Origin of the sequence: Vibrio ostreae, from assembly GCF_019226825.1 — a bacterium.
GTDB lineage: Bacteria > Pseudomonadota > Gammaproteobacteria > Enterobacterales > Vibrionaceae > Vibrio > Vibrio ostreae.
In genome coordinates this window covers 342,275-364,750 of sequence record NZ_CP076643.1, presented here as the reverse complement: position 1 = coordinate 364,750, position 22,476 = coordinate 342,275, and the positions used below count along the sequence as shown (strand labels likewise).

The 22,476-nt window shown below is 49.8% G+C and carries 19 protein-coding genes and 2 tRNA genes; 9 read left to right on the top strand and 12 right to left on the bottom strand.

Going from position 1 to position 22,476, the window contains the following annotated elements; translation table 11 throughout:
* Nucleotides 1-19: 19 nt before the first annotated feature.
* Nucleotides 20-916, top strand: coding sequence for an ion transporter (locus KNV97_RS07955; protein ID WP_136482703.1), 897 nt, complete (start codon nt 20-22; stop codon nt 914-916).
* A 178-nt stretch (nt 917-1,094) separates the two neighbouring features.
* On the opposite strand, the gene asd is transcribed toward KNV97_RS07955, so the two are convergent.
* The 3 genes from asd to yejK all read right to left on the bottom strand — a co-directional run bounded on the left by asd (nt 1,095) and on the right by yejK (nt 5,199).
* On the bottom strand, nt 1,095-2,207 hold the full coding sequence (gene asd / locus KNV97_RS07950) for an aspartate-semialdehyde dehydrogenase (protein ID WP_136482701.1): 1,113 nt from the start codon (nt 2,205-2,207) through the stop codon (nt 1,095-1,097).
* Between the two features lie 567 nt (nt 2,208-2,774).
* Nucleotides 2,775-3,995 (bottom strand): Hpt domain-containing protein, encoded by a 1,221-nt coding sequence (locus KNV97_RS07945; RefSeq protein ID WP_256612623.1) that lies wholly within the window; start codon nt 3,993-3,995, stop codon nt 2,775-2,777.
* A gap of 199 nt (nt 3,996-4,194) precedes the next feature.
* On the bottom strand, nt 4,195-5,199 hold the full coding sequence (gene yejK, locus KNV97_RS07940; protein ID WP_136482698.1) for a nucleoid-associated protein YejK: 1,005 nt from the start codon (nt 5,197-5,199) through the stop codon (nt 4,195-4,197).
* A gap of 84 nt (nt 5,200-5,283) precedes the next feature.
* On the opposite strand from yejK, the gene KNV97_RS07935 reads away from it, so the two are divergent.
* The 4 genes from KNV97_RS07935 to KNV97_RS07920 all read left to right on the top strand — a co-directional run bounded on the left by KNV97_RS07935 (nt 5,284) and on the right by KNV97_RS07920 (nt 8,913).
* Nucleotides 5,284-5,499: a YejL family protein gene (locus KNV97_RS07935; RefSeq protein WP_136482696.1), complete on the top strand. Its 216-nt coding sequence runs from the start codon at nt 5,284-5,286 to the stop codon at nt 5,497-5,499.
* 34 nt (nt 5,500-5,533) lie between these two features.
* On the top strand, nt 5,534-7,342 hold the full coding sequence (locus KNV97_RS07930; protein ID WP_136482694.1) for a DUF3413 domain-containing protein: 1,809 nt from the start codon (nt 5,534-5,536) through the stop codon (nt 7,340-7,342).
* A 62-nt stretch (nt 7,343-7,404) separates the two neighbouring features.
* A tRNA-Pro gene (locus KNV97_RS07925) sits at nt 7,405-7,481 on the top strand.
* A 460-nt stretch (nt 7,482-7,941) separates the two neighbouring features.
* Nucleotides 7,942-8,913: a transposase gene (locus tag KNV97_RS07920; protein ID WP_218562851.1), complete on the top strand. Its 972-nt coding sequence runs from the start codon at nt 7,942-7,944 to the stop codon at nt 8,911-8,913.
* A 132-nt stretch (nt 8,914-9,045) separates the two neighbouring features.
* Here KNV97_RS07920 and KNV97_RS07915 read toward each other — a convergent pair whose 3' ends face one another.
* The gene (locus tag KNV97_RS07915) at nt 9,046-9,612 is read right to left on the bottom strand and encodes a porin family protein (RefSeq protein ID WP_136482690.1); all 567 of its coding nucleotides are present in this window, start codon (nt 9,610-9,612) and stop codon (nt 9,046-9,048) included.
* Between the two features lie 650 nt (nt 9,613-10,262).
* On the opposite strand from KNV97_RS07915, the gene KNV97_RS07910 reads away from it, so the two are divergent.
* Nucleotides 10,263-10,353 (top strand) — tRNA-Ser (locus tag KNV97_RS07910).
* A gap of 115 nt (nt 10,354-10,468) precedes the next feature.
* On the opposite strand, the gene KNV97_RS07905 is transcribed toward KNV97_RS07910, so the two are convergent.
* Genes KNV97_RS07905 through KNV97_RS07895 form a run of 3 tightly spaced genes read right to left on the bottom strand, consistent with a single transcriptional unit; the run spans nt 10,469 to nt 14,061 of the window.
* Complete coding sequence (locus tag KNV97_RS07905) at nt 10,469-11,176, bottom strand: SDR family oxidoreductase (RefSeq protein ID WP_218562850.1); 708 nt, start codon at nt 11,174-11,176, stop codon at nt 10,469-10,471.
* A complete protein-coding gene (locus tag KNV97_RS07900; RefSeq protein ID WP_136482685.1) occupies nt 11,176-12,720 on the bottom strand; it encodes a cryptochrome/photolyase family protein in 1,545 nt (514 codons plus the stop codon). The genes KNV97_RS07905 and KNV97_RS07900 overlap by 1 nt, the downstream gene beginning before the upstream one ends.
* The gene (locus KNV97_RS07895) at nt 12,721-14,061 is read right to left on the bottom strand and encodes a DASH family cryptochrome (RefSeq protein ID WP_218562849.1); all 1,341 of its coding nucleotides are present in this window, start codon (nt 14,059-14,061) and stop codon (nt 12,721-12,723) included.
* Between the two features lie 343 nt (nt 14,062-14,404).
* Here KNV97_RS07895 and KNV97_RS07890 point away from each other — a divergent pair, with 343 nt between their 5' ends.
* From KNV97_RS07890 to KNV97_RS07880, 3 genes are all read left to right on the top strand, one after another.
* Complete coding sequence (locus KNV97_RS07890; protein ID WP_136482680.1) at nt 14,405-14,869, top strand: Lrp/AsnC family transcriptional regulator; 465 nt, start codon at nt 14,405-14,407, stop codon at nt 14,867-14,869.
* Nucleotides 14,870-15,037: 168 nt separating this feature from the next.
* The gene (locus KNV97_RS07885) at nt 15,038-15,649 is read left to right on the top strand and encodes a YitT family protein (RefSeq protein ID WP_136482678.1); all 612 of its coding nucleotides are present in this window, start codon (nt 15,038-15,040) and stop codon (nt 15,647-15,649) included.
* Nucleotides 15,650-15,667: 18 nt separating this feature from the next.
* Entirely contained in the window at nt 15,668-16,864 is a 1,197-nt protein-coding gene (locus tag KNV97_RS07880) for an amino acid aminotransferase (RefSeq protein ID WP_136482676.1), read from the top strand.
* A 367-nt stretch (nt 16,865-17,231) separates the two neighbouring features.
* Here the strand turns inward: KNV97_RS07880 and KNV97_RS07875 are convergent, their stop codons facing one another.
* The 5 genes from KNV97_RS07875 to KNV97_RS07855 form a co-directional block, all read right to left on the bottom strand.
* Complete coding sequence (locus tag KNV97_RS07875; RefSeq protein ID WP_136482674.1) at nt 17,232-17,714, bottom strand: NUDIX domain-containing protein; 483 nt, start codon at nt 17,712-17,714, stop codon at nt 17,232-17,234.
* Between the two features lie 2 nt (nt 17,715-17,716).
* Nucleotides 17,717-18,631 (bottom strand): histone deacetylase family protein, encoded by a 915-nt coding sequence (locus KNV97_RS07870; RefSeq protein ID WP_218562848.1) that lies wholly within the window; start codon nt 18,629-18,631, stop codon nt 17,717-17,719.
* A gap of 78 nt (nt 18,632-18,709) precedes the next feature.
* Nucleotides 18,710-19,654 (bottom strand): AEC family transporter, encoded by a 945-nt coding sequence (locus KNV97_RS07865; protein WP_240798117.1) that lies wholly within the window; start codon nt 19,652-19,654, stop codon nt 18,710-18,712.
* A 96-nt stretch (nt 19,655-19,750) separates the two neighbouring features.
* Complete coding sequence (locus tag KNV97_RS07860; protein WP_136482668.1) at nt 19,751-21,592, bottom strand: bifunctional sugar phosphate isomerase/epimerase/4-hydroxyphenylpyruvate dioxygenase family protein; 1,842 nt, start codon at nt 21,590-21,592, stop codon at nt 19,751-19,753.
* A 46-nt stretch (nt 21,593-21,638) separates the two neighbouring features.
* Complete coding sequence (locus KNV97_RS07855) at nt 21,639-22,463, bottom strand: shikimate dehydrogenase family protein (protein WP_218562847.1); 825 nt, start codon at nt 22,461-22,463, stop codon at nt 21,639-21,641.
* Nucleotides 22,464-22,476: the final 13 nt, after the last annotated feature.

Sequence of the window (22,476 nt, the reverse complement as noted above, 5' to 3'; positions counted from 1 at the left end):
TGACACAGGTTGCAATATCATGACGGACAATACTTTTAAACATCAGCTTTACGTCGTTATCTTCGGAACTCACACCCGCGGCGGGCGTATTTTTGACATCGCATTGATTATTGCGATCCTGACATCCATTCTGGCGCTGATACTCGACTCCATCCCCGAGGTAGCCGCCGTCTGGAAGCAGGAAATCCGAATCATCGAATACGTCTTCACAGCATTATTCACCATCGAATATCTGCTCAGACTCTATTGTTCCCCTCAGCCCAAAGCCTACGCGAAAAGTTTTTACGGCGTCATCGACCTGCTGTCTATCCTGCCGACTTATTTCAGCCTGCTGTTTCCCTCCGCCACCTTTATGGGGGCAATCCGCTTATTGCGTGTGATGCGTATTTTCCGGATTCTGAAACTGGTGCGTTATCTGCAGGACTCCAACATTCTGATGCGATCCATGTTGGGAGCAAGACGCAAAGTGCTGATCTTTTTCAGTACGGTGGCGATACTGGTGACCATTTTTGGCTCACTGGTGTATGTTATCGAAGGACCGGAAAACGGCTTTACCAGTATTCCGCAAAGTATCTACTGGGCGATAGTCACCATTACCACCGTCGGCTATGGCGATGTCGCACCACAAACTCCGCTCGGAAAAGCAGTCGCCGCTCTGACCATGCTGCTCGGTTATTCGATCCTCGCAGTGCCAACCGGCATTATTACCGCAGAGCTGAACCAGGAGATGAACTCACACCGTGAACTGGTCAAGTGTCCCAACTGCTCCCATGCAGGCCATGATCCGGATGCCATGTACTGCAAACATTGTGGCAGTGAACTGGCTGACCCGGATAAACGTGTGGTACCAGCTGAGCTAACGCCGAAAGTCAACGCAGGCTCAGTGCCAACAAACGTGCAGCCACCCGATGACTAACTGAGGTAAGCTGCGATGACCACTTCGCCCTGCCGAGGATATTGAAAGCCGTGATTAGTTTAACGCTAGGTATTGCAGGCCGTAAGAAAAGAGCGTTGAGAAAAGGTAACAATAAAAAAAGCGCCCGCAGGCGCTTTTTCCAAAGTATGCTTATTTTCTAGCCTGGGAAGAGGTGTTTTTACTTCTCAGCCAGAATGATACGCAGTGTACGACGCAGCGGTTCTGCCGCACCCCATAACAGCTGGTCACCAACGGTGAACGCGTTAAGGAAATCGTCACCCATCGACATTTTACGCAGACGGCCAACTGGCACAGACAGTGTACCGGTAACTTTGGCCGGGCTAAGTTCACGTGCCGTGATATCACGTTCGTTCGGGATAACCTTAACCCAGTCGTTGTGAGTCGCGATCATCTCTTCGATCTCGTCCAGTGGCACATTCTGTTTCAGCTTGATAGTCAGTGCCTGAGAGTGGCAACGCATTGCACCGATACGGACACAAGTGCCATCGATTGGCACCGGAGAATGCGATGAGCCCAGGATCTTGTTTGCTTCAACGCCAGCTTTCCACTCTTCTTTGCTCTGGCCATTGTCCCGTTTAACGTCGATCCAAGGGATCAGAGAGCCAGCCAGAGGTACACCAAACTGGTCTGTCGGAAAGCTTGCAGAACGCATGGTTTCCGCTACTTTCTGATCAATATCCAGAATAGAGCTTGACGGGTTAGCCAACTCAGAGCTGACGGAGTCATTGATCACGCCCATCTGGGAGATCAGCTCACGCATATTCTGTGCACCAGCACCAGACGCCGCCTGGTAAGTCATGGCACTCATCCACTCAACCAGGCCACGCTCGAACAGACCACCCAGCCCCATCAGCATCAGGCTGACAGTACAGTTACCGCCGACAAAAGTGTTAGTGCCGCCATGAATACCTTGCTGGATTTGATTCAGGTTAACCGGATCCAGAGTAATGATGGAATCTTCAGCCATACGCAGGGTAGAAGCTGCATCGATCCAGTAGCCTTTCCAGCCAGCCTGACGCAGAGCAGGATACACTTTCTCTGTGTAGCTGCCACCCTGACAGGTGATCACTGCATCCAGTTGCTTCAGACTATCAATATCAAATGCATCTTGTAGTAAACCCGCTTCTTTACCAAAGTTAGGAGCAGGGATACCGATTTGAGACGTACTGTAGAATACCGGCTCAATCAGGTTGAAATCGCCTTCTTCAACCATACGTTGCATAAGTACAGAACCAACCATACCACGCCAACCCACTAAACCTACTCTCATCGCACTAACTCTCCGTGTATTTCAATTAAAAATTCAGTCTACCATCTATAAGTGGTTCAGAAAAAAATCTCAACCCTTTCTTGGCAAAAGTTGTAACTTTTTCTTTTTCAGCCTCGCTATTTTCGCCCATTTCGCATTCAATCCACAGAAATCAGCAATTTTTTGCCACAGTTTGCACCGCCGGTTGACCCGCATGCCGGAGCTTGAATCCCCCTTATCACTTTGGCAACCTTGTTAAGCAAGGCTGTTTGTCCTGGTTGTTATCATAGGCCTCGCACCGTTGTGGAACGTCGGTCAGGCGCTTATCGACAGGATTTTTTTACGGATAAAGCCCAGAAGTCACCGTTTTAGTGCGCGACAGCGCAAATTCCGTTCACAGTGAGAAAGCCACGCGACGAGCGAACATCCTTTCACCATTAAATTGAGGATGTTAGATAGAAAAACAGCGGGCATTTTTTGTGCAAAATTTATTTAAGGCTCTAGGAAAATGAATTTAATCACAACAAAGAATCGGAAAAATCAGCATTTAAAGCAAAAAAACGTAAAATAAAGCCAATTTTGAGTGTTTTAGCCATCCACCTGCAGACTCAGCCAATGTCTGGCACTGGCCAGAGTCTGCTGCAACTGTTTAGCTAAACTCTGCAATTCCCCGCCCGACGGTGTACCGCCCTGTTTAAGCTTGAGTTCTATGTCGGTGGCAATTTCTTTCAAACCCTTGGCGCCCAGGCTACTGGCGACACCTTTCAGACTATGTACTTTCCGCTCAGCAGCTTCACGATCTGAAACCAACAATTGGCTGATCTGCTGAGCATCATGCTGGTGATCCTCGACGAACACCTCCAACAACAGATAAACCGATGCCTGATCGTTATCCAGAGCATTCAGCATCGCCGGCATATCCACTTCCGAGGACAGCACTTGCGGCTCGATCAACCCGGCATTGTCACCGGCTATTGCAGAAAAAACCGGCGCTGAGTTTTCAGCCGCCATAACCTTCGTTTGCGGCACTGGGTTGTGGCCTTGCTCATGCTTGGCTGACAAAGCATCACTTTCCGGCAGAAGTTGTTGCTCGCGTCGCAGCAGCCACACCACGAGCACTAAAGCGGTGACACTGCTTGCCATCGCCAGTATGGTTAACCACTTGAAATCCTGTTGGAGTTTTATTGCTACCAGCGTGACTTCATCATGCACCTGATGCTCCAGCAGTTTGGTGACCTGATTGTCTGATTCTGCATATTTACTTAACAATGAAGAAACGGATGTCAGAGTGCGCTGCAGTTCGTTTCTCTCCTGCTCCGGCAATTGGTAGGAATACTGCAAAATGTGGTCGAAAGTGCGATACAGTTGCGGACTTTGCTGCCCTTCGGTATACAAAGCCTGCAGTACATAAGAGCCAATCTGCCAGTAGCGCAGTTGAATATCCGGCTGAGAAACGTAACTGTCCCGCGACTGATTTAATCGCTCCACAAAGTCACTGAGTGACAATTCAATCGCGACAAAGCTCTGGGTTAATTCAATGAATCGGTCTGTCACATACAGCAACTGAGACATGTCCGGTTGCAACCAGCGCCCTTGCCAGTCGAGCTCAAGTTGACGACGTAATGAGTAAACCTGTTGAATATTCAATGCCAAATCGCTGGAACGATTGGTCCGGTAAGGCTCTCGGAAATAGAGTGTGTTGCGTAGGTGAATAACACTGTCCTGCAGTGCGGTCACACTGCGGTTACTGTTCTCCAGTGCCCGGTATTGCAGCACCACAAACAGCATCACCACGCCCCAAAGTGCCATGATGGCAAAATACCACTTACTTTTAAAAAAACCACCGCGCCTTTGCCTGACCATCTGCGAGCCTGCTGAACGATTTATTATTAAATACAAGCATATATCGAAATGGATTGACTGTCGTGCTGCAGGGCGCAAAGGTGCATAAAAAAAGAGCGCCGCAGCGCTCTTTCTGTCAATTCGTGATGTAGTTCATCTGACTCAATCAGCCATTTTTGCGTGTCAGTTGGTCACGCAAATTTGGCGGTGTTCCTTTGATGGTCAGGGTATCCGTCTCCGGATCGTAGAACACCCGCTCGCCCATCAGCAGACTGTCAAAACTGATGTTGAGACCACCACCGGCACCAACATATTTGGTCAGCTTACGCACGGTACTGCGATCACCTGGAAAGCTCTCTTCCAGCTCATAACCGTGCTCACGGGTAAAATCCAGGAAACTGCTGCCGGTCTCGCTGGCTGGCAGTTCACCGGACAGCTCCTGAATCTGCACTTCTTCACCGGATTTAATCTGGTCATTGCAGTAATCGTAGACCTGCTTTTTGTAGCTGATAGCATCGTCTTTTTCCAGCTTGGCATCGGTCACGAAGTCCTCGACTGCCTGCATCAGAACCTGGTTCTGCTGCTTAGGATCAAGGCCGATGTCGGCCTGCAGAAAATCAAGAAAGAAGTCGGCAACTTTACGACCGACGCGACCTTTAATGTAAGACAGGTAGCGGTTGGAGTCTTTATCCGTTTCATAACTCGACAGGTCAATACGTGCCGCGATATCCATCTTATTGATATCGAGATAATCGGTCGCACTGATATCGAGTCCTTCGGTCACTTTCAGGCTCTGGTTAGACGGCAAAAGAGCGATAAACAGATAGTCCGTCGCCAGTGACTGATACTCAGCCATGACCAGAATACCTTCGTCCGCAAACGGGTATTTGCTCAGCTCATCTTTGAGGCGCTGGGCACTGACCTGGGAAAAGTCGTAAAAATTACGCTCTCCCTTACGTAACTCCTGCAACCAGTGCTGAAATTCGCTGTCCGATTTAAACGAACCGAAGCCTTTGCCCGCTTTCGAATTGAAAACACGATGTAACTCAGCGACTAAGTTTTCGGTTGAGGTATCATTATCAAGAGATTGAGCGCGGTAGTTAACCATCAGCTCGTCATTATCATTTTTGCGCAACTGATGCAAAATGACATTAGAAAGGTGCAAACTCATAGTGAAATAATCGTCGTACTGGTTTCAGTTGTAAGGCATAGTAGGTTATCATAAGCCGCTTTTACTATCATCATTAGAGTCTTTATGCCTATTACATCTAAATACAGTGACGAAAAAGTTGAAACTATCCTGACTGAAATCGCTGCCGTTCTTGATAAACATGATGCATCACCAGAGCTTACCCTGATGATTGCAGGAAACGTGGCCACCAATGTCATCAATCAGAACGTAGCTAAGGCACAGAGAAAAGCGATTGCAGAAAAGTTTGCGCAAGCTTTAATGTCTTCGCTGAAAGATTAATTTCATACTTAACACCGGATAAATAGAAAAATTCATGGTAGATAGCGGAAACACATACGGCGAACGAGTATCACGTCTGGTTGGTTGGGGACACTGGTTTGCGTTCTTCAATATCATCGCAGCGATGCTGATTGGGACACGCTACATTGCCCAGTCTCCTTGGCCAGACACCTTCCTGGGTCAGTTTTATCTGACTTTTTCCTGGGTCGGTCACTTTGGCTTTCTGGTTTTCGCCCTCTACCTGTTGATCCTGTTTCCGCTGACGTTTTTGATTCCGTCGCGGACCTTGTTCCGGTTTGTCGCCGTCTGCTTTGCCACCTTTGGACTGACGGTCCTGCTGATTGATACTCAGACCTATCAGACCATCAATTTGCACCTTACCCCTGTGGTGTGGGAACTGCTGTTCGCTGACGACAGTAGTGTCAGTGCAGATCTGCAGCATCTGTTCGTGGTTTTGCCACTGATCTTCCTGCTGCAGCTCGGACTCTCCGAATGGGTGTGGCGCAAACAGCGTAAACTGTCGCATAAGCGTATCGGTCGGCCTCTGGCTGCAGTGTTCTTCGTCAGTTTCATCGCCAGCCATCTGATTTACGTATGGTCGGATGCGTACCTGTACACACCGGTTACCAGCCAGAAATCTAACTTCCCGCTTTCTTACCCGATGACGGCGAAATCCTTTATGGAAAAACACGGCCTGCTGGATCGGGAAGAGTACCTCAAGCGCCTGGAAGAGAAAAATCGTACCAATGTCGATTTAGTCAGTTACCCGCTGGAAAAAATCCGCTTTGGCCGTCGGGCGAATAATCTCAACATTTTAGTGGTCAGCGTCGACAACCTGCGCGCTGATGCCCTGAGCAAAGACCTGATGCCAAACATGTATCAGTTCGCTCAGAACAACCTCAACTTCAGTAATCATTACAGCTCCAGTAATGACGCCTTCGGCATCTTTGGTCTGTTTTACGGCCTGCCAAGCAGTTATGCCAGCAGTATCAAGGTGCAGGGTACCTCTCCGGTACTGATTGACGTGCTGGAATCTCAGGATTACCAGTTTGGCTTATTCAGTGGCGATAACTTCAGTGATGACCTGTACCAGGAAACCATTTTCCGTGGACTGCCTCTGTCGCAGGCTCCGTTCGATCCTAACCAGTCGGCAGATGAGCAAACTATTCAACGCTGGGCACAGTGGGTCAGCGAACAGAACCGCGCGCCATGGTTCAGCTATCTGGAACTGACGACAGTCGACAATTTCAGTAACTACGCGCCGAACCAGGACAGCAAAGCGTCTGCGACGGACAAACTGCGTAACAATTACCATCACTCGGTCAATGTAGCCGACCAGGAGTTGGCCCAGCTGTTCAGCCAATTGCAAAACCTGCAGTTGCTGGATGACACCGTCGTCGTCATTACCTCCAATCATGGTACTGAGTTCAACGAAACCAAAACCAACAGCTGGGGCGCTAACAGCAACTACAGTCGTTACCAACTGCAGGTACCTATGGTGATCCACTGGCCTGGCAAGATCGCCGCCAACTTCACCCATAGATCCAGCCACTTGGATGTCAGTGTGACTCTGTTACAGGATTTACTGGGCGTTTCCTCAAATCCGAATGATTTCAGCAGTGGTCGTAACCTGTTCAACGAAAGCAACCGAAAATGGATTCTGGCCGGTGATTCACGCGAATTAGCGCTGATTACCGATAAAGAAACCACAGTTATCGACAAATTCGGTAACTTCAAGTTATTCGATGATAACTATCAACGTCTGAGCGAAGAAAACCCAACTCTGCCTATTCTGATGCAAGGTTTGACTGAATTGCAGCGTTTCTACTCAAAGGACAATTAAATCAGAATCTTATGACGATAGTCAGTTGACGTTAAGGTAAAAACTGATTAGATTAATGTCATCGGACTGTAGCGCAGCTTGGTAGCGCACCGTCATGGGGTGTCGGGGGTCGGAGGTTCAAATCCTCTCAGTCCGACCATACACCTGAAAAAGAGAGCTTCGGCTCTCTTTTTCGTTTTATACCACCGCCAACTCCCCTTTCCTAGCAGGGGTCCTAGCAGGACACACACCCTAAATCCTTTCTCGTCTTCTTCTCTAATCAGCAATCTCTAGTCGGAAATCTCAAGTCGGACACTAAATCTCTAGTCGGACACTCGCGCTAAAATCCAATAATAGGACACCTTCCTTCACCCTCTAAGCAGGACACCCATCCTACGCCATATACGCCGTGATTTAATCCGCGCGACCAAATCCCAGCAAAGGACAACACTCACACTATTTAGCAATGATTTGAATACGTACTAGGGGGTATTCCATCATGCTTACGCAACATCGGATGTTACAGCCTGCCGAGATCCGCCCCGCGAATCTGCTGTTCATAGTTGTTATCGCCACGATGTCAGCCACAATCATCTCATGTTTCACCATGAGTAATATTTATGACGACAGCACGCTCTCAGTTGATATGCCCTGACATAACACCTTACTACCACTGCGTTTCGCGCTGTGTGCGGCGCTCATTTCTGTGTGGTGAAGACCCGCTTACCGGCGTATCCTATTCACATCGTCGCGAATGGGTAGAGCAGCGTCTATTGAGCCTGGCAACCATCTACTGCATTCAGATATGTGCTTACGCCGTTATGAGCAATCATTACCATCTCGTCGTTTACATCGACAAACAAAGCGCTCTCGCTTTGTCTGAGCAGCAAGTGATTGAGCGTTGGTCCATCGCTCATCATCTTCCGGCGATTATTCAACGCTTTCAGCACGGTCAAGTGACGACAAAAGCGGAAGAAACTTGTTATGAGATCATTGAAATCTGGCGTACCCGTCTCTATTCACTCAGCTGGTTTATGCGTGAACTCAATCAGCACATAGCAACTCATGCCAATAGAGAAGACCACTGTACCGGACGGTTTTGGGAGGGAAGATTTAAATCTCAGGCGCTGCTGGACGAAAAAGCCCTGTTAGCCGCAATGGCTTATGTCGATCTGAACCCAGTACGGGCAAATGCGGCACCAACACCGGAACAATCAGACTATACATCCATCAAAATCCGGCTGGAAAACTTAAAACAAGACTTGTTATCTCATCAGCCCCTGCTCGATTTCATCGATGACAACAATAGCAACAGTAGTAATAGTGGCAGAGCAGTCATTCCATTTCGCCTGACTGACTACCTGAAGTTACTGGACTGGCTGGGGAGGCAAATACGAGAGGGGAAATCAGGTCATATAGCGCACAATACACCACCGATACTGACCCGGCTCTCTTTACCACCGAAGGAGTGTATTGCGCTCTGCACAGTGCTGGAAATTCGTTCGAGACTTTGGATTGGCACCAGAGATAATCTACATACAGCGAAAGTACAGTTAAATCGCCAGCGTATAACAGGGATTGTTATCTCTTAACTCAGAAAGAATAATCCAGAACATGAAGCAGTCATTGGCTTATGGCTCCGAACCATCTAATATTGAACAGCTAGAGGGCGCCGATATTAAATTTAAAAATAACACCAGCGCCCTGAAAATTATTTACCTGACTTAGAAACGATATTCTGCACCAACAGAAACCTGATTAAAGTCAGTGTTGGTATCAGCACCATTTAGAGCATCATTCGCGTCAAGATCAACGTCATACCAGGTATATTCAGCATTGACGAGGAAATTATTGGTCACTTTAAAACCGACACCTGCACCAGCGAATAACGCTTCATCATCTTCATCACCATGCACTCCGGCAATATCGTAATCCGTGGTGTACCACAACTGACCGCCTTTCGCATACAACTCCACACGTTCTGCAATTGGCGCAGTGAGTTTTAGAGCTGCTGTGTAACCATCTGTTTCAGCTTTGGCAATACCACCACCATATTTGCCAAAATCGATGTAGCTTCCCTCAACCGCTACATAACGGTTAAGTTTATAACCTGCCAACGCCTGCATGACATCATTGTCATCATCAAAATCATCTTGCCCGTCTACTTTTACATAACCGTAGTTACCACCTACATAAAAGCCACTTTCATCATCCATTACCGCAGCTTGTGACGCCGCGCTGAATGCAGTTAATGCCATGGCACTCGCTAGAATTGGAAGGTATTTATTCATCTTTTACTCCTAGTGATTTTGTCAAAATATTATTGGCGTGGTCTGTGACTAAATTTCGTTGTTCACACCAGTATGGTTCTGATTAATGATTAAAAAGTTTATTCAATCAAGATAACGCTTTAATAATTTAGCTGAATCAGACTGGAAATTGTTATTACCAGGTTACTTTTAAGTCAGGACTTAATTCGAAAAAAGTCAATAAATTTAAATAAGCATGCCAAAAGGTATTAGTTAGATAGGAATAACATAGAAGATAAATAAAGCTTTACACAGGATAACGAACAATAAAAGTTAATATTATAAGTAACACAATGGATATATGAGAGCAGCATCTTAATAATTATTTTACTACGGTGAGTGCCCTGTGAACAAAACGGGCTGTAGAGAAAAATACAATAACCTGGGTGTCCTGACAAAGGAACAGGGTGTTCTGACAAAGGAACAAAAATCGTCAATGTAATGATGGGTGTCCCTGTAAACGCTGTAAACGCACTGTAAACGCTCTGTAAACGCGCTTCTTTTTCGTGCCAGAGAATGAGAAAAACGCCAGGTAGAACAAGTTTTTCGGCTCAAGTGCGCATAATTTCAGCAAACGATTCAATTGGTACTTTACAAGATTTTATCGGGTCGCTAATATGCGCCTCAACAACGGAGAGATGGCTGAGTGGTTGAAAGCACCGGTCTTGAAAACCGGCGTACGTTAATAGCGTACCTAGGGTTCAAATCCCTATCTCTCCGCCACATTCGAAAAGCCGCTGATTTATCAGCGGCTTTTTTCGTTTCTGCCTGTCACTAACCCATGTGTGTCCTTGTTATATTTCATTCATAGTTACGGTGTGTGTCCCGTTATAAATTCTCACCAGGGGATGGTCTGGCCGTCATAAGCCAGGAACGAACCGCTTTGCTCAGGCGTGGCGTTCGTAATGATATCAGTCAGTTGCTGTGCGACATACGCCGGAGTAAACAGTTTGCCGGGCGGTACGTTAGCCTGAAACGGCGCAGAGAGCGCAGTGTCGGTGGTGCCGGGATGCAGCACCAGCAGCGTGCCATGTTTCAGGGTACGCTGCCATTCTATCGACAAGGTTTTCACTACCATATTCAGCGCCGCTTTTGAGGCGCGATAGCTGTACCAACCGCCGAGGCGATTATCGCTGATACTGCCGACCCTGGCCGACAGCGCGGCAAATTTGGGCGCCGTACTGCGTTTTAGCAGCGGGGTAAAATACTTGGCCAGCAGCAGCATGGGTAACGTATTCACCATCATATTGTGCTGAAAAAACTCAGCGTTCAGCGCATTGATATTCTTCTCCGGCCCCTGCTGAGCACTGTGCAATAGGCCGATGCAGTTAATCAGCCAGTCGACTGAGTCCGTGGTATCACTTAATCTGCGTACCTCATCTTCGTTACTGGCATCGAGCGACTGCCAATTGACACGCGGATGTGGCCATTGTGGCCGGCGGCGACGAAAGGTAGCGGTAATTTGCGCCTCAGGAAAACGCTCAAGTGTATGCTGCAGCATGGCAAAACCAATCCCGCCGTTACCGCCGATAATCACAATATGCATTACAACTGCTCCAGGTTGGCCAGATGAGACGCAGCCGTGTCAAGAATCGTGGTGCGCTGCTGCGGATCCATGTTGTCCCAGGAGCGGAAAATCATCCCGGTTCTCGGGTTCGTGGCGAGGCGCTTAGCGTGCTTATCCATAAAGCGCCAGTACAAACTGTTGAACGGGCAAGAGCGCGCTCCGCTGCGCGCTTTATGATCATAATGACAGCTTTTACAGTAGTCGCTCATTTTATTGATATAAGATCCGCTGGCCGCATAGGGCTTAGTTCCGACAATCCCGCCATCGGCAAACAGCGCCATCCCACGCGTGTTCGGCATCTCCACCCACTCAATCGCATCGACATAAATGCCTAAGTACCATTCGTCGACCTGATTCGGGTCGATTCCGGTCAGCAGACAGAAATTGCCGGTCACCATTAAACGCTGAATATGATGAGCGTAAGCATAATCGAGTGACTGTCCTATCGCCTGCTGCATGCAGACCATTTTGGTGTCACCACTCCAGAAATAGTGCGGCAGCCGCCGCTTGGCCCCCAGTTCATTTTTATCCGGATAGGCCGGCATATTGGCCCAGTAGACGCCGCGGATGTATTCGCGCCAGCCGAGGATCTGACGGATAAAGCCTTCGACCTGAGCAATATCGACGCCACGACTGGCGCGAAACATCACCAGCGCCGCATCGATCACCTCGCGCGGATGCAGCAGCTTGGTGTTCAGCGCGAACGATAAGCGGCTGTGGTACAAACTCCATTTGGACTCATGCTGCGCCGTCATCGCATCCTGAAACTGACCAAAACGCGGCAGGCACACCTGGCAGAAATGCGCCAGCAGCGACAAACTCTGCGCCCGATTGACCGGCCAGATAAGTTTGCCATCCAGACGTCCTATCGTCGGAATATTGTGACGTTTAAGTCGTTCGCGAATATCACTAACATCCAGCCCGAACAATAAAGGTTGTGGCAGTTGTTGGATGTCCTTCGCTTTCAGTTTGTTACGATTGCTGGCGTCATAATTCCATTTGCCGCCTTCTGGTTTCCCTTCCTGCATCAGGATATTGAACCGTTTACGCATCCGGCGGTAAAAATGCTCCATCAGAATGTGTTTACCGGGCGGAAACTGTTGCTCTATTTCATCAAACGGCAGCAGGAAATGCTCGGTATCGACACAGCCTATCACGGCTCCGTCAAGCTTGAGATTGGCCAATTGCGCTAACAAGCGGTATTCATCCGGGCGCTGGTATTCAAATTTTGTCGCCCCCACTTCTCGTACATAGTGCTGAATCAACGCGGCTAAATCGGCAAACTGCGTGCTGTCATCCAGGGTCAGGTGCAATACCTGATGACCTTCGCTCTGCTTTTGACGGGCAAACTGGCTCATAGCCGCAAAAAACGCGCAGCTCTTCTGAATATGATGTTTAACGTAGGTATTCTCTTGTCTGAGCTCGGCAATCAGATAGATCACCCGCTCATCGACCTGTTCAAACCAGGAATGCTCGCTGTTGAGTTGGTCGCCCAGAATCAGACGTAACGTATCAAACTGCATTTAGGTGTCTCTCTTTAGTGGCCCAACCGGCCAGTCCACCATATCGACGGAGTCCAGCTCCGCCTGTGTGGAATCGCCATGCCAGCGGCGGATAAAATGCCCCTGCGGATCGTACATCTCAGTTTGTTTATCCAGATTAAACTGGCGTGAGCCGCGCGGATCAGCGCCGACACCTGCCAGATACTGCCAGTTGCCCCAGTTCGAGGCGACATCATAGTCCAGCAACTGGGTTTCAAAATAGGCAGCGCCGTAACGCCAGTCGATCTGAAGCTCATGGATCAGGCAACTGGCCACCAGTTGCCGACCACGGTTAGACATATAGCCAGTTTCACGCAACTGATGCATACAGGCATTGACGATAGCAAACGGCGTCGTGCCCTGCTTCCAGGCCTGAAAACGCTGCGCATAGTAGCTGGTGAGCGGGGCTTTATCCTCAATTCCGCCAAACTTAAACAGGCGCTCGACATAACGCAGAGCGTAAAAATAGAAATAATCTCGCCACAGCAGCTCGAAATAAATCCAGTAAGTTGACTCATTGGCACCATAGAGAACTTCGTAGCGCCTGAGCATCGCGTTGATAGTACGCGGTGAAACACAGCCCAGTGCCAGCCAGGGCGAAAATTTGGTGGAATAGTCCATTCCGTCCAGCCCATTGCGGGTTTGCTTGTAGTCACCTGGCCGCCGGGAGTCAAAATAACGCTGACAGTGCGCCAGTCCGGCCTGCTCTCCGCCGCTAAAGGGCGTCATGATTTCAGGCTCTGCCAACCGCTGTCCGCTGCAGCCAGAGATTTGCAGCCCATCCGGCATAGGCGGCAGAGATAACGGGCTGTCGAGTGGTAAATCCACTGCCAGAGATTCCACCTGGTTGCGAAAACGGGTAAAAGTGGCGGGCAAATCAGCCAAATCAAAGGGCAGTTGCTGTGGCTGATAAAGATGATTTATCGCATACTGCTCGACCGTTAACTGCGGGCACTGCTGTTTGAGTCGCGCGACAGCCTGCTGTTCATCACTGCCTGACACCTCACTCACGAAAAGATGCGTTACACCCAGATTTTCAACCAGAGAAACAAGCGCAGACAGAGCGGGCGCATCCAGCACATGCAGACATTGTTGTAAGTCGCCCAGCGATTGATTGAGACACTTGAGCGACTGATCGAGAAACTGACGCCGCAGCGGATTGAGCCCTGCTTCCTGACTATAATGACGCATAAAAGGCGTGACCTGCGGATAGCAATAGACACACACCAGCTCGTCCACTTGCGCAGCGGCTTTATGCAGCAGCCCGTTATCCAGCAACCTTAGATCATTAGTAAACCAGTACAGCCCCAGAGTGCGTTTCACTGTGCGCTCCTTATCCCTTACATCCGCCAGCAATGCCCTGTTTTACGGCCGTTAACTTATTGAGATCACATAAGCTTGGCGATTTTTCCTTACCCGGGCTAGATTTCAAAACACAGTGAGATAGCATCGGCCAGTCGCTGCACCCGTTCAGGGGTCAACAAACTGGTTGCGACCCGGATATATTCACTCTCTCCGCTCCCTTGCGTTAGAAAATACCTGTTACATTTTGACGGTGGCGCAAATCCTGTCTCAGTAGACGCGATTCTCAAGTAGTCGCCCAGACGGTGAGTTGGTACACTCGAGCTCATTCACCGATAACAGCAACCGCTAACAGGGACACACTATGGTCAGCACACTGGACGACTATGATGTCAAAATACTGCAACTACTGCAGGAGAACGGACGTCTTACTAATCAAGAACTTAGCGACATTATCGGCCTGTCAGCCTCGCAATGCTCACGGCGCCGGATCAGCCTGGAAAACCAGCAACTGATCCTCGGCTATCACGCACGTATTTCACCACAGGCCTTGAAACAGGACATGATCGCCATGATTGAGATTAAACTGCTTAATCATGAACAGGAAAAAACACTTAACTTTCTGAACTTTATAAATAATGAGCCATCGATTATCGATGCATTTAAAACCACAGGTGATGCCGATTATCTGGTCAAGAGCCTGGTCTCCGACCTGGATACTCTGAATGCCCTGATCAACCGTATTTTCACCACCAAACTCATTTCCCATATCAAAACCTCGGTGGTGCTGGAACGGGTCAAAGAACACGGTAACGTCATTTCCCAATAAAAACTCTGCACCAAAATAGGCATCCTGGCGCGCATTTGGCGCAAAAAACCGGCTTTAAACGCACAGATTGAGCTAAAATTGATTAGTTATTGCATGAATATTTCATTGTGATATTAATAACGCACAATTCACGCATTTAGCTCAACATTAACATTAGGGATGATTACGATGTCGGGAGTCGCTGTCGCAAACACACATCATAAGTGGTTTGAAGATGCCATGGCACTGGTGATGGGCACCAGCCTGGTCGCCTTTGGGGTACTATTTTTAAAGCAAGTCGGTATGGTCACCGGTGGCACCGCCGGCCTGTCGCTGTTTTTGAGTTACCATTATCATCTGGAATTCGGCACCATCTTTTTCCTGGTTAACCTGCCGTTTTACTATTTAGCTCTGCGCCGCATGGGCTGGCTGTTCTGCCTGAAAACCTTTACTGCGGTTGGGTTAGTTTCCTTTATCACCAACACTCAAAGCCAATTTATTCAGATCAGTAACCTCAATCCGATTTATGCGGCGATTTTTGGTGGCTTTTTATTTGGTACCGGATTTATTATCTTATTTCGCCACAAAGCCAGCCTGGGCGGATTCAATATTCTCGCCTTATATGTGCAAGACAGATTTGGTCTGCGAGCCGGGTGGCTGCTGATGGGGATTGACCTGATCATCATGTTGGTGTCATTGTCCGTGGTCGGACTGTATGAGTTAGCGCTGTCGGTTGTTTGCGGCCTGGTGCTCAACCTAATCATCGCGCTTAACCATCGCTCAGATCGTTACCAAGTATAAAAATTAAGGAGAAACACTGTGCTTAACCATGTCACAGCATACGCCGGAGACCCTATCCTGTCTCTGATGGAAAAATTTATGGCGGATGACCGATCTGACAAAGTCAATCTGAGTATTGGTTTGTACTACGACCAGAATGGCAAAATCCCGACCCTGAAATCGGTGGCCGCTTCTCAGGTGCAGCTGCAACAAGCCGATGCCGAGCCATGTGTTTACCTGCCAATGGAAGGCCTGGCACCATACCGTGCGGGTGTACAGAACCTGGTGTTCGGCGCTAACCATCCGGCGCTGACAGATCAGCGCGTAGCGACAATCCAGTCGCTCGGTGGTTCAGGTGCACTGATGATCGGTGCGGATTTCCTGCATTACTACTTCCCAAAATCCACCGTCTGGGTCAGTAACCCGACGTGGGAAAACCACAATGCAATTTTTGCCGGCGCCGGTTTCCAGGTTGATTTTTACCCTTACTTCGATCCGCAGACCAAAATGCTGGATTTCGACGGCATGCTCTCGGCCTTAAGTCAGCTGCCTGCTCAGGATATTGTCCTGCTGCACCCTTGCTGCCATAACCCGACGGGTGTCGACCTGACCAATGAACAGTGGGATCAGGTGATTGAAATTATTAAACGCAATCAGCTAATCCCATTCTTTGATATGGCGTATCAGGGCTACGGTGACACCATGGCTGATGACGCTTATGTGATCCGTAAAATTGCGCTTGAGCCCAATGTGGTCAGCTTTGTTTCCAACTCATTCTCGAAGATTTTCTCTCTGTATGGCGAGCGGGTCGGCGGTTTGTCAGTGGTGTGTAACGACAGCGAAGAAGCGTCACGTGTTCTGGGCCAGTTGAAGGCAACCGTACGTCGTAACTACTCGAGCCCGGCTAAATACGGCGCGAAAGTGGTGTCAAATGTGCTGAACACGCAGCAGCTGAACGATCTTTGGCTGAGCGAAGTTGAAGAGATGCGCAGCCGTATTCTCACCATGCGTGAAACCCTGCACAACACTTTGCAGCAACTTTGTCCGCACAAAGATTTCAGCTTCCTGGTGAAACAGAAAGGCATGTTCAGTTACACAGGTTTCAGCGCCGAGCAAGTGGATACCCTGCGTGAAGAACACGGCATCTACCTGATCAGCAGCGGCCGCATGTGTCTGGCTGGCCTTAACGAAAGCAATGTGGCTAAAGTGGCCGCGGCGTTTTCAGCTCTCAGATAACGGGGGATGACCCAACCGGTACGCTGAACGGTCATCTGACTGCGCTGCCTGGCGGCGCAGTCAGCCTCATTCTTCAGCATCGCTATACTGCGCAAATCCAACTCAGACCAATTCACGTCCTTGTGTTATTGATCTTTGATCCCAACGAGCTTTATCGCTAAAAATAGTGGCATTCAGCAGAGATGAACAGACACTGGCAACGTAATCCATTCAAAAGTCGCTGATGAGCGATTGCCGAAGCACAGATTCAGTCCGCTGTGGCGACGTGGTGTTTCTGGTCGTGTTTGAACCAGGGGTTTACCAGCAAGCCCCCCCAACAGTATGCGGCAATCCGGATCGGGCTTCTCTGCATACAGTCAACAACGAGTCACAAATGATTAATGTGCTCGGCATTACCCTGAATATAACTGCCCAAATGCCTGCTGAAACGGCGCTGGCGGGTCCATTCAATCAAGGGGCCATGCAGCTCCGCCGGATAGACCCGCAACGTTGGCAGTGTTTCGACAGGCACCCACTCCACCGACTGAATCACCGCTTCATCATTGAGTCCTTTCAGGTTGTCCGTATTGGGCGTACCCCGATAACGGTCAATCGCATAGAAAAATTCCGCATGGTAGCGTTTAGGGTCATGCTCAAGGAACTCACGCACACAGATCAGTTCACCGACTTCAACTTCAATCCCCGCTTCCTCCCGAAATTCACGCTGCACACAGGCTTTGGTACTGCGATCTCCCTCTTCAAACCCACCACCGGGCGGGATCCAGTACTCACCGGTAAAGTCGCGAATTTTCACCAACAGTACCGCATCATTGTCAATCAAAATACCGGCGCCACGAATACGATGTTGCATAGTTACTCCTTGTAGCGGTCAAATGCGGCTTTAAACAGTTGCAGATGAATCGGCACCAGGGTCTGATGATCACTGCGGTAGCCACCGCCGACCACACACGCCATCGGCAGGCGCCGCTCGCGCGCCAGATCCATCATAAAGCAGTCACGCTGATATATCGCCGCCGTCGAGACGTTGAGGTAGCCCAGTTCATCGTCCTGGTGAATATCGATGCCGGCATCGTAAATAATCAGATCCGGCTGATGCAGATTGACCGCCATGGTGACGACAGAGATAAAGTGGCTGAGGAATTCATCATCATCAGCTTCACGGCTTAAGGCGACATCCAGATCGGACTCCGGCTTGCGGGCCGGGAAATTTTTATCACAATGGAAAGATAAGGTAATGATGTCGTCACGTCCGGCGCACAAGGTCGCGGTGCCGTCGCCATGATGCACATCACTGTCAACAATCAGAACTTTGTCGACCCCCTCGTGCTGCAAGGCGCGATGCGCCGCCAGCACCAGATCGTTATACAAGCAGAATCCACTGCCAAAATCATGGTGCGCATGGTGATAGCCACCACTAAGATGAATCGCCAGACCATGCTGCAGCGCCAGTTGCGCGGTCAGCGTGGTTCCGCCTGCCGAAGTCAGGGTGCGCTCAATCAGAGCCGGGCTCCAGGGAAAACCGATACGACGCATTTTTGCCGCCGGCAGCAGGCCGTCAGCCAGCGCCCGGACATACTCGGCGTTATGAACCTGACAGATATCCTTCAGAGTCAGCGCCTGAGGAGCAAAGAACTCAAACGCAGCTAACCAGTCAGGTGCTTGTTGCTGCAGCGCCTCATACAACAAACAATACTTATTGATCGGATAACGATGCCCTTCGGGCAGCGGCAGTTGCGAATAGATGGGGTGATAAATCAGCGGAATCATGTCCACGCCCGACAAATAATCAATAGCCGGATGGTAACAGTTTGCCGCCTCGCTTCACAATACCTCTGCCAAGGCACCTTATCCGCGCGCCAGCCACCAACTGGCAATGCTCAGCATCATCGGAATCGACACCAGAGATGCAGCAGTCGCCACCAGCTGCGCGGTGGCGCAAAAAGCACGCCGCGAATACACTTCGCCGACCACCGCATAAATGCTGAACATTGGCACTGCCGTGATAACCACCAGAGTCATGGTCAGTGCGGTTTGTCCCGGCAACAGCCAGGACATCAGCAGCAGTGCCACCAGAGGATGCACCACCAGCTTGACCGATACCGTGGTCAGCAGCGGCCACCAGCGGGTCTCTTTAATCGCGATCGTTGCCAGTGAACCACCAATCACAAACAGCGCCACTGATACCGCAGACGGTGCCAGCAAGGTCAGCGTCTGATTGATAACATCCGGAAGCGGTACGGCCAGGATATTACCCACTACACCCAGCACAATCGAAATCAGCAGCGGATTCTTACTGGTACGCTTTAAAACACCCATTATCCGTGAGCGTAAACCGCTTTGACTACTGGTTGCATGAAAGTCCATTAAAATAAAACAGATAGGCAACACACACAGATTTTCGATGATCAATGCCATGGCAAAACCACTCACCGGCGGCGAGTCCATCAGCTGTAACATTACCGGATAGCCGATAAATGCACTATTGGGTACCACCATACCGGCCATCATCAGCGCGCTATCGAGTCCGCCCTGTTGCATGCCACGTCGCAACAGATAGAAACCAGCCACCATCACCGATAAGGACGTCAGCAGGTAAGCCAGCAGATAACGGGGATTAAACAGTTCGCTCAGCGGCAGCTCCATCAGGGTTTTGATGATCACCGCCGGTAATGCCAGATACATAACATAACGCCCCATTTCCGCCACCGCGCCGGCGGAGATTAATCCGCGCCGCACACACAGGTAGCCAAGAAAAATAATCAGAAAGATGGGAAACACGACGGATAACACGTTCAAGATAAACTTCCTTATAATTCAACAACAAAAAGGGTGATACCCAGCGGCATCACCCTTTCTCCTTCATCGGCGGCTGGCAGATGTCACGGCTTAGTTGCCAATGCGCTGCTGCCGAGCCTGTGCAGCGAGGCGGATATGAGCGTTCGGTTCACCGTACCCCTGATAATTGACCCGCTGCACCACTTCAAAGAACACACCAAAGTGCTCTGTGGTATAGAAATGGAAGAAGTGCCCTTCCTCATTCTGGTCATACAGAATGTGGTACTCCTGCATCAGGGCCAGCAACTCGGTATCAAGCTGGAAGCGCGCTTCCAGATCACGATAGTAGTTAGCCGGGATAGGCAGGATACAATCACGGGATACTTGCTGTACTGTCGCAAAAATATCGTCACAATTAAAGGCAATTTGTTGCACACCCGCACCCTGTGCCTGATTGACAAAACGCTGCGCGGAAGAGTTACGCGCCGACGAGGTATTAAATGGCATGCGGATATTGCCGGCCGGACTCTTGGCCACACGACTGGTCACAAGTCCATTAATATCCGTCATATCCTGACTTGGTTCGATGTCAAAGCCGAACAGGGCTTTAAAGAAGAAGGTGGCCGACAACATGTCGGTGTCGAGCACCGTCTGTCCGACGTGATCAAACTCTCGCAGCCCGGCCCCCGCATGGGCATGGTTGGGATCGCTGACCGGAACAAAGTCGATATCATAGAATTCCGGTACCGACTGGCTGTCGACAAAGTAGATCAGTTGATCACCGACGCCCTTAATCGCCGGAATGTTCAACTCACCCGGGCCGGCCTGATTATTAAAGCGGGCACAATCATAATGCTTAGTGCGCTTAATCATTTGTGCCACGCTGCTGGTGCCAAAACCGAGTGCGCATACCGACACACCGTGGGAAAGAAAATAATGGTGCGCCTGACTTTGTGGCTCATAATTCAGCACCAGATTAATCTTACCCTGACGCATCAGATCCACTTTTTTAGAACGGTGGCGATGGGTGATGGCAAAACCAAGCTGCTGCAACAGATTGACTAGCTTCTGGCCATCTTCACCCTCAATGGCAAATTCGATAAAGGCCAGTGAATCTATGGTCGGCTCCGGCACTTCCGGCTCTTTGAGCTGTTCACCAAGCCAAATCAGCGAACGCATACCGTCGGTCGCTTTTTCGCTCGCCAGCGAAGCACGAAACTCATCGTTAAAGATCTCATGGGAGATATAGTCACGATAACCCTTCTCTTTCAGGCACTGCATAAATTCGATGATTGGCATATCGCCCTGCCCTGGAAAGCAGCGGAAATGGCGGCTGAAGTTAAGTACATCCATCTGCAGGCTTGGGGCATCCGCTAGTTGAACCAGAGCGATTTTATCGGCCGTGATCTCATTACGCATGGTATCGAGGGTATTATTCCGCGCATACATATGAAAGGTATCAAGCACGATACCGAGATTGCCGTGGTCTGCCTGCTTAACGATATCCCACGCCTGATCGTAGTCATGCACGTAACGTCCCCAGGCCAGCGCTTCGTAGCCGATCTGGAAGTTTTCCTGCGCAGCCAGCTCTGCCAGTTGATGCAAATCGGCCGCTGCGCGCGCCGGGTCATCAATCACATGCGGAGACACGTTCGAGCACACCATCAGACGTGACGTACCCAATTCATGCATCAGTTCAAACTTCTTGCGGGCTTGATAAAAGTTCTGTTTGCGTATCGCCTCCGGCATCGCTTCAAAATTACGAAACGGCTGTAAGGCAATAATTTCCAAACCAAGACTTTCTGCCAACTGGCGTACCTGACGCGGTGACAGATCGGACTGGGTTAAATCGTTTTCAAAAATTTCCACACCGTCAAAGCCGGCGTTGGCTGCCGCATGCAGTTTGTCGACCAGCGATCCGGAGATACTGACGGTTGCAATACCTGTTTTCATACTCTTGTCCTTGTTTGTGCTTTACCACGCGTTAACCGCGGCAAAGTTACTCCACACTGATTTCGCCGCTGAGCAGCTGACTGTCGACCGCGCGCTGGGAAAACCACTGGTAGGCATCGACTCCCTGGTGGATAAACAGCTCAAAGCCGCTGATGACGCTCATATTTGCCGCGCGGGCCAGACAAATAAATTCGGTTGCGACCGGTGTATACACTGCGTCAAAAACCCAGCGCTGGCCCTGCACCTGCTCAGCACTGAACGAGGCGCCCGGCGTGGTGTAGTGACCAACCGGTGTAGCATTGACCAGACCATCACAATTGAGTGCACATTCCGTCACTGCATCAGCGGTAAGCGCGCTGCACGCGACACCGGCCTGCTGCAAATCGCTGACCAGCGCCTGCAGGCTGACTGTGTTTTCATCAAAGATGTACAGGTGTTCCACCTCGAGCATACCCAGGCCAAAGGCGATCGCACGCCCGACACCACCAGCGCCTTTCATCAGCACTTTGCCCGGTTTGAGGTCTGAACACTCTTTTTGATAGGCACGCACAAAACCGCTGCAATCGGTATTGGTGCCACTCAGTTCTTCGCCGTCAATGATCAGCGTATTAAGGGCACCCAGCCCGGCACTGGTGTTAAATGTATTCGCCACGATGTTCCAGGCCCACACTTTATAAGGGTGGGTGACGTTAACACCGCGATAGCCACGCTGTTTGAGATCCTTGAGTAATTCGTACAAGGCCTGCTCGTTATCGAGTTTGCAGTCAAACAGATCGTAGCTGGTAGCAATATCGAGCTTTTTACCCAGCAATTCATGAAGTTGAGGAGATTTACTTTTTTGAATATGTTGACCAATAAGTCCAAGTTTCATCGGGATTTCCTCT

What these genes read in the sequence shown, in the direction of transcription:
- KNV97_RS07955 (WP_136482703.1), top strand. Translation starts at nt 20, where the DNA reads ATGACGGACAATACTTTTAAACATCAGCTTTACGTCGTTATCTTCGGA.
- asd (WP_136482701.1), bottom strand. Translation starts at nt 2,207, where the DNA reads ATGAGAGTAGGTTTAGTGGGTTGGCGTGGTATGGTTGGTTCTGTACTT.
- KNV97_RS07945 (WP_256612623.1), bottom strand. Translation starts at nt 3,995, where the DNA reads ATGGCACTTTGGGGCGTGGTGATGCTGTTTGTGGTGCTGCAATACCGG.
- yejK (WP_136482698.1), bottom strand. Translation starts at nt 5,199, where the DNA reads ATGAGTTTGCACCTTTCTAATGTCATTTTGCATCAGTTGCGCAAAAAT.
- KNV97_RS07935 (WP_136482696.1), top strand. Translation starts at nt 5,284, where the DNA reads ATGCCTATTACATCTAAATACAGTGACGAAAAAGTTGAAACTATCCTG.
- KNV97_RS07930 (WP_136482694.1), top strand. Translation starts at nt 5,534, where the DNA reads ATGGTAGATAGCGGAAACACATACGGCGAACGAGTATCACGTCTGGTT.
- KNV97_RS07920 (WP_218562851.1), top strand. Translation starts at nt 7,942, where the DNA reads ATGACGACAGCACGCTCTCAGTTGATATGCCCTGACATAACACCTTAC.
- KNV97_RS07915 (WP_136482690.1), bottom strand. Translation starts at nt 9,612, where the DNA reads ATGAATAAATACCTTCCAATTCTAGCGAGTGCCATGGCATTAACTGCA.
- KNV97_RS07905 (WP_218562850.1), bottom strand. Translation starts at nt 11,176, where the DNA reads ATGCATATTGTGATTATCGGCGGTAACGGCGGGATTGGTTTTGCCATG.
- KNV97_RS07900 (WP_136482685.1), bottom strand. Translation starts at nt 12,720, where the DNA reads ATGCAGTTTGATACGTTACGTCTGATTCTGGGCGACCAACTCAACAGC.
- KNV97_RS07890 (WP_136482680.1), top strand. Translation starts at nt 14,405, where the DNA reads ATGGTCAGCACACTGGACGACTATGATGTCAAAATACTGCAACTACTG.
- KNV97_RS07885 (WP_136482678.1), top strand. Translation starts at nt 15,038, where the DNA reads ATGTCGGGAGTCGCTGTCGCAAACACACATCATAAGTGGTTTGAAGAT.
- KNV97_RS07875 (WP_136482674.1), bottom strand. Translation starts at nt 17,714, where the DNA reads ATGCAACATCGTATTCGTGGCGCCGGTATTTTGATTGACAATGATGCG.
- KNV97_RS07870 (WP_218562848.1), bottom strand. Translation starts at nt 18,631, where the DNA reads ATGATTCCGCTGATTTATCACCCCATCTATTCGCAACTGCCGCTGCCC.
- KNV97_RS07860 (WP_136482668.1), bottom strand. Translation starts at nt 21,592, where the DNA reads ATGAAAACAGGTATTGCAACCGTCAGTATCTCCGGATCGCTGGTCGAC.
- KNV97_RS07855 (WP_218562847.1), bottom strand. Translation starts at nt 22,463, where the DNA reads ATGAAACTTGGACTTATTGGTCAACATATTCAAAAAAGTAAATCTCCT.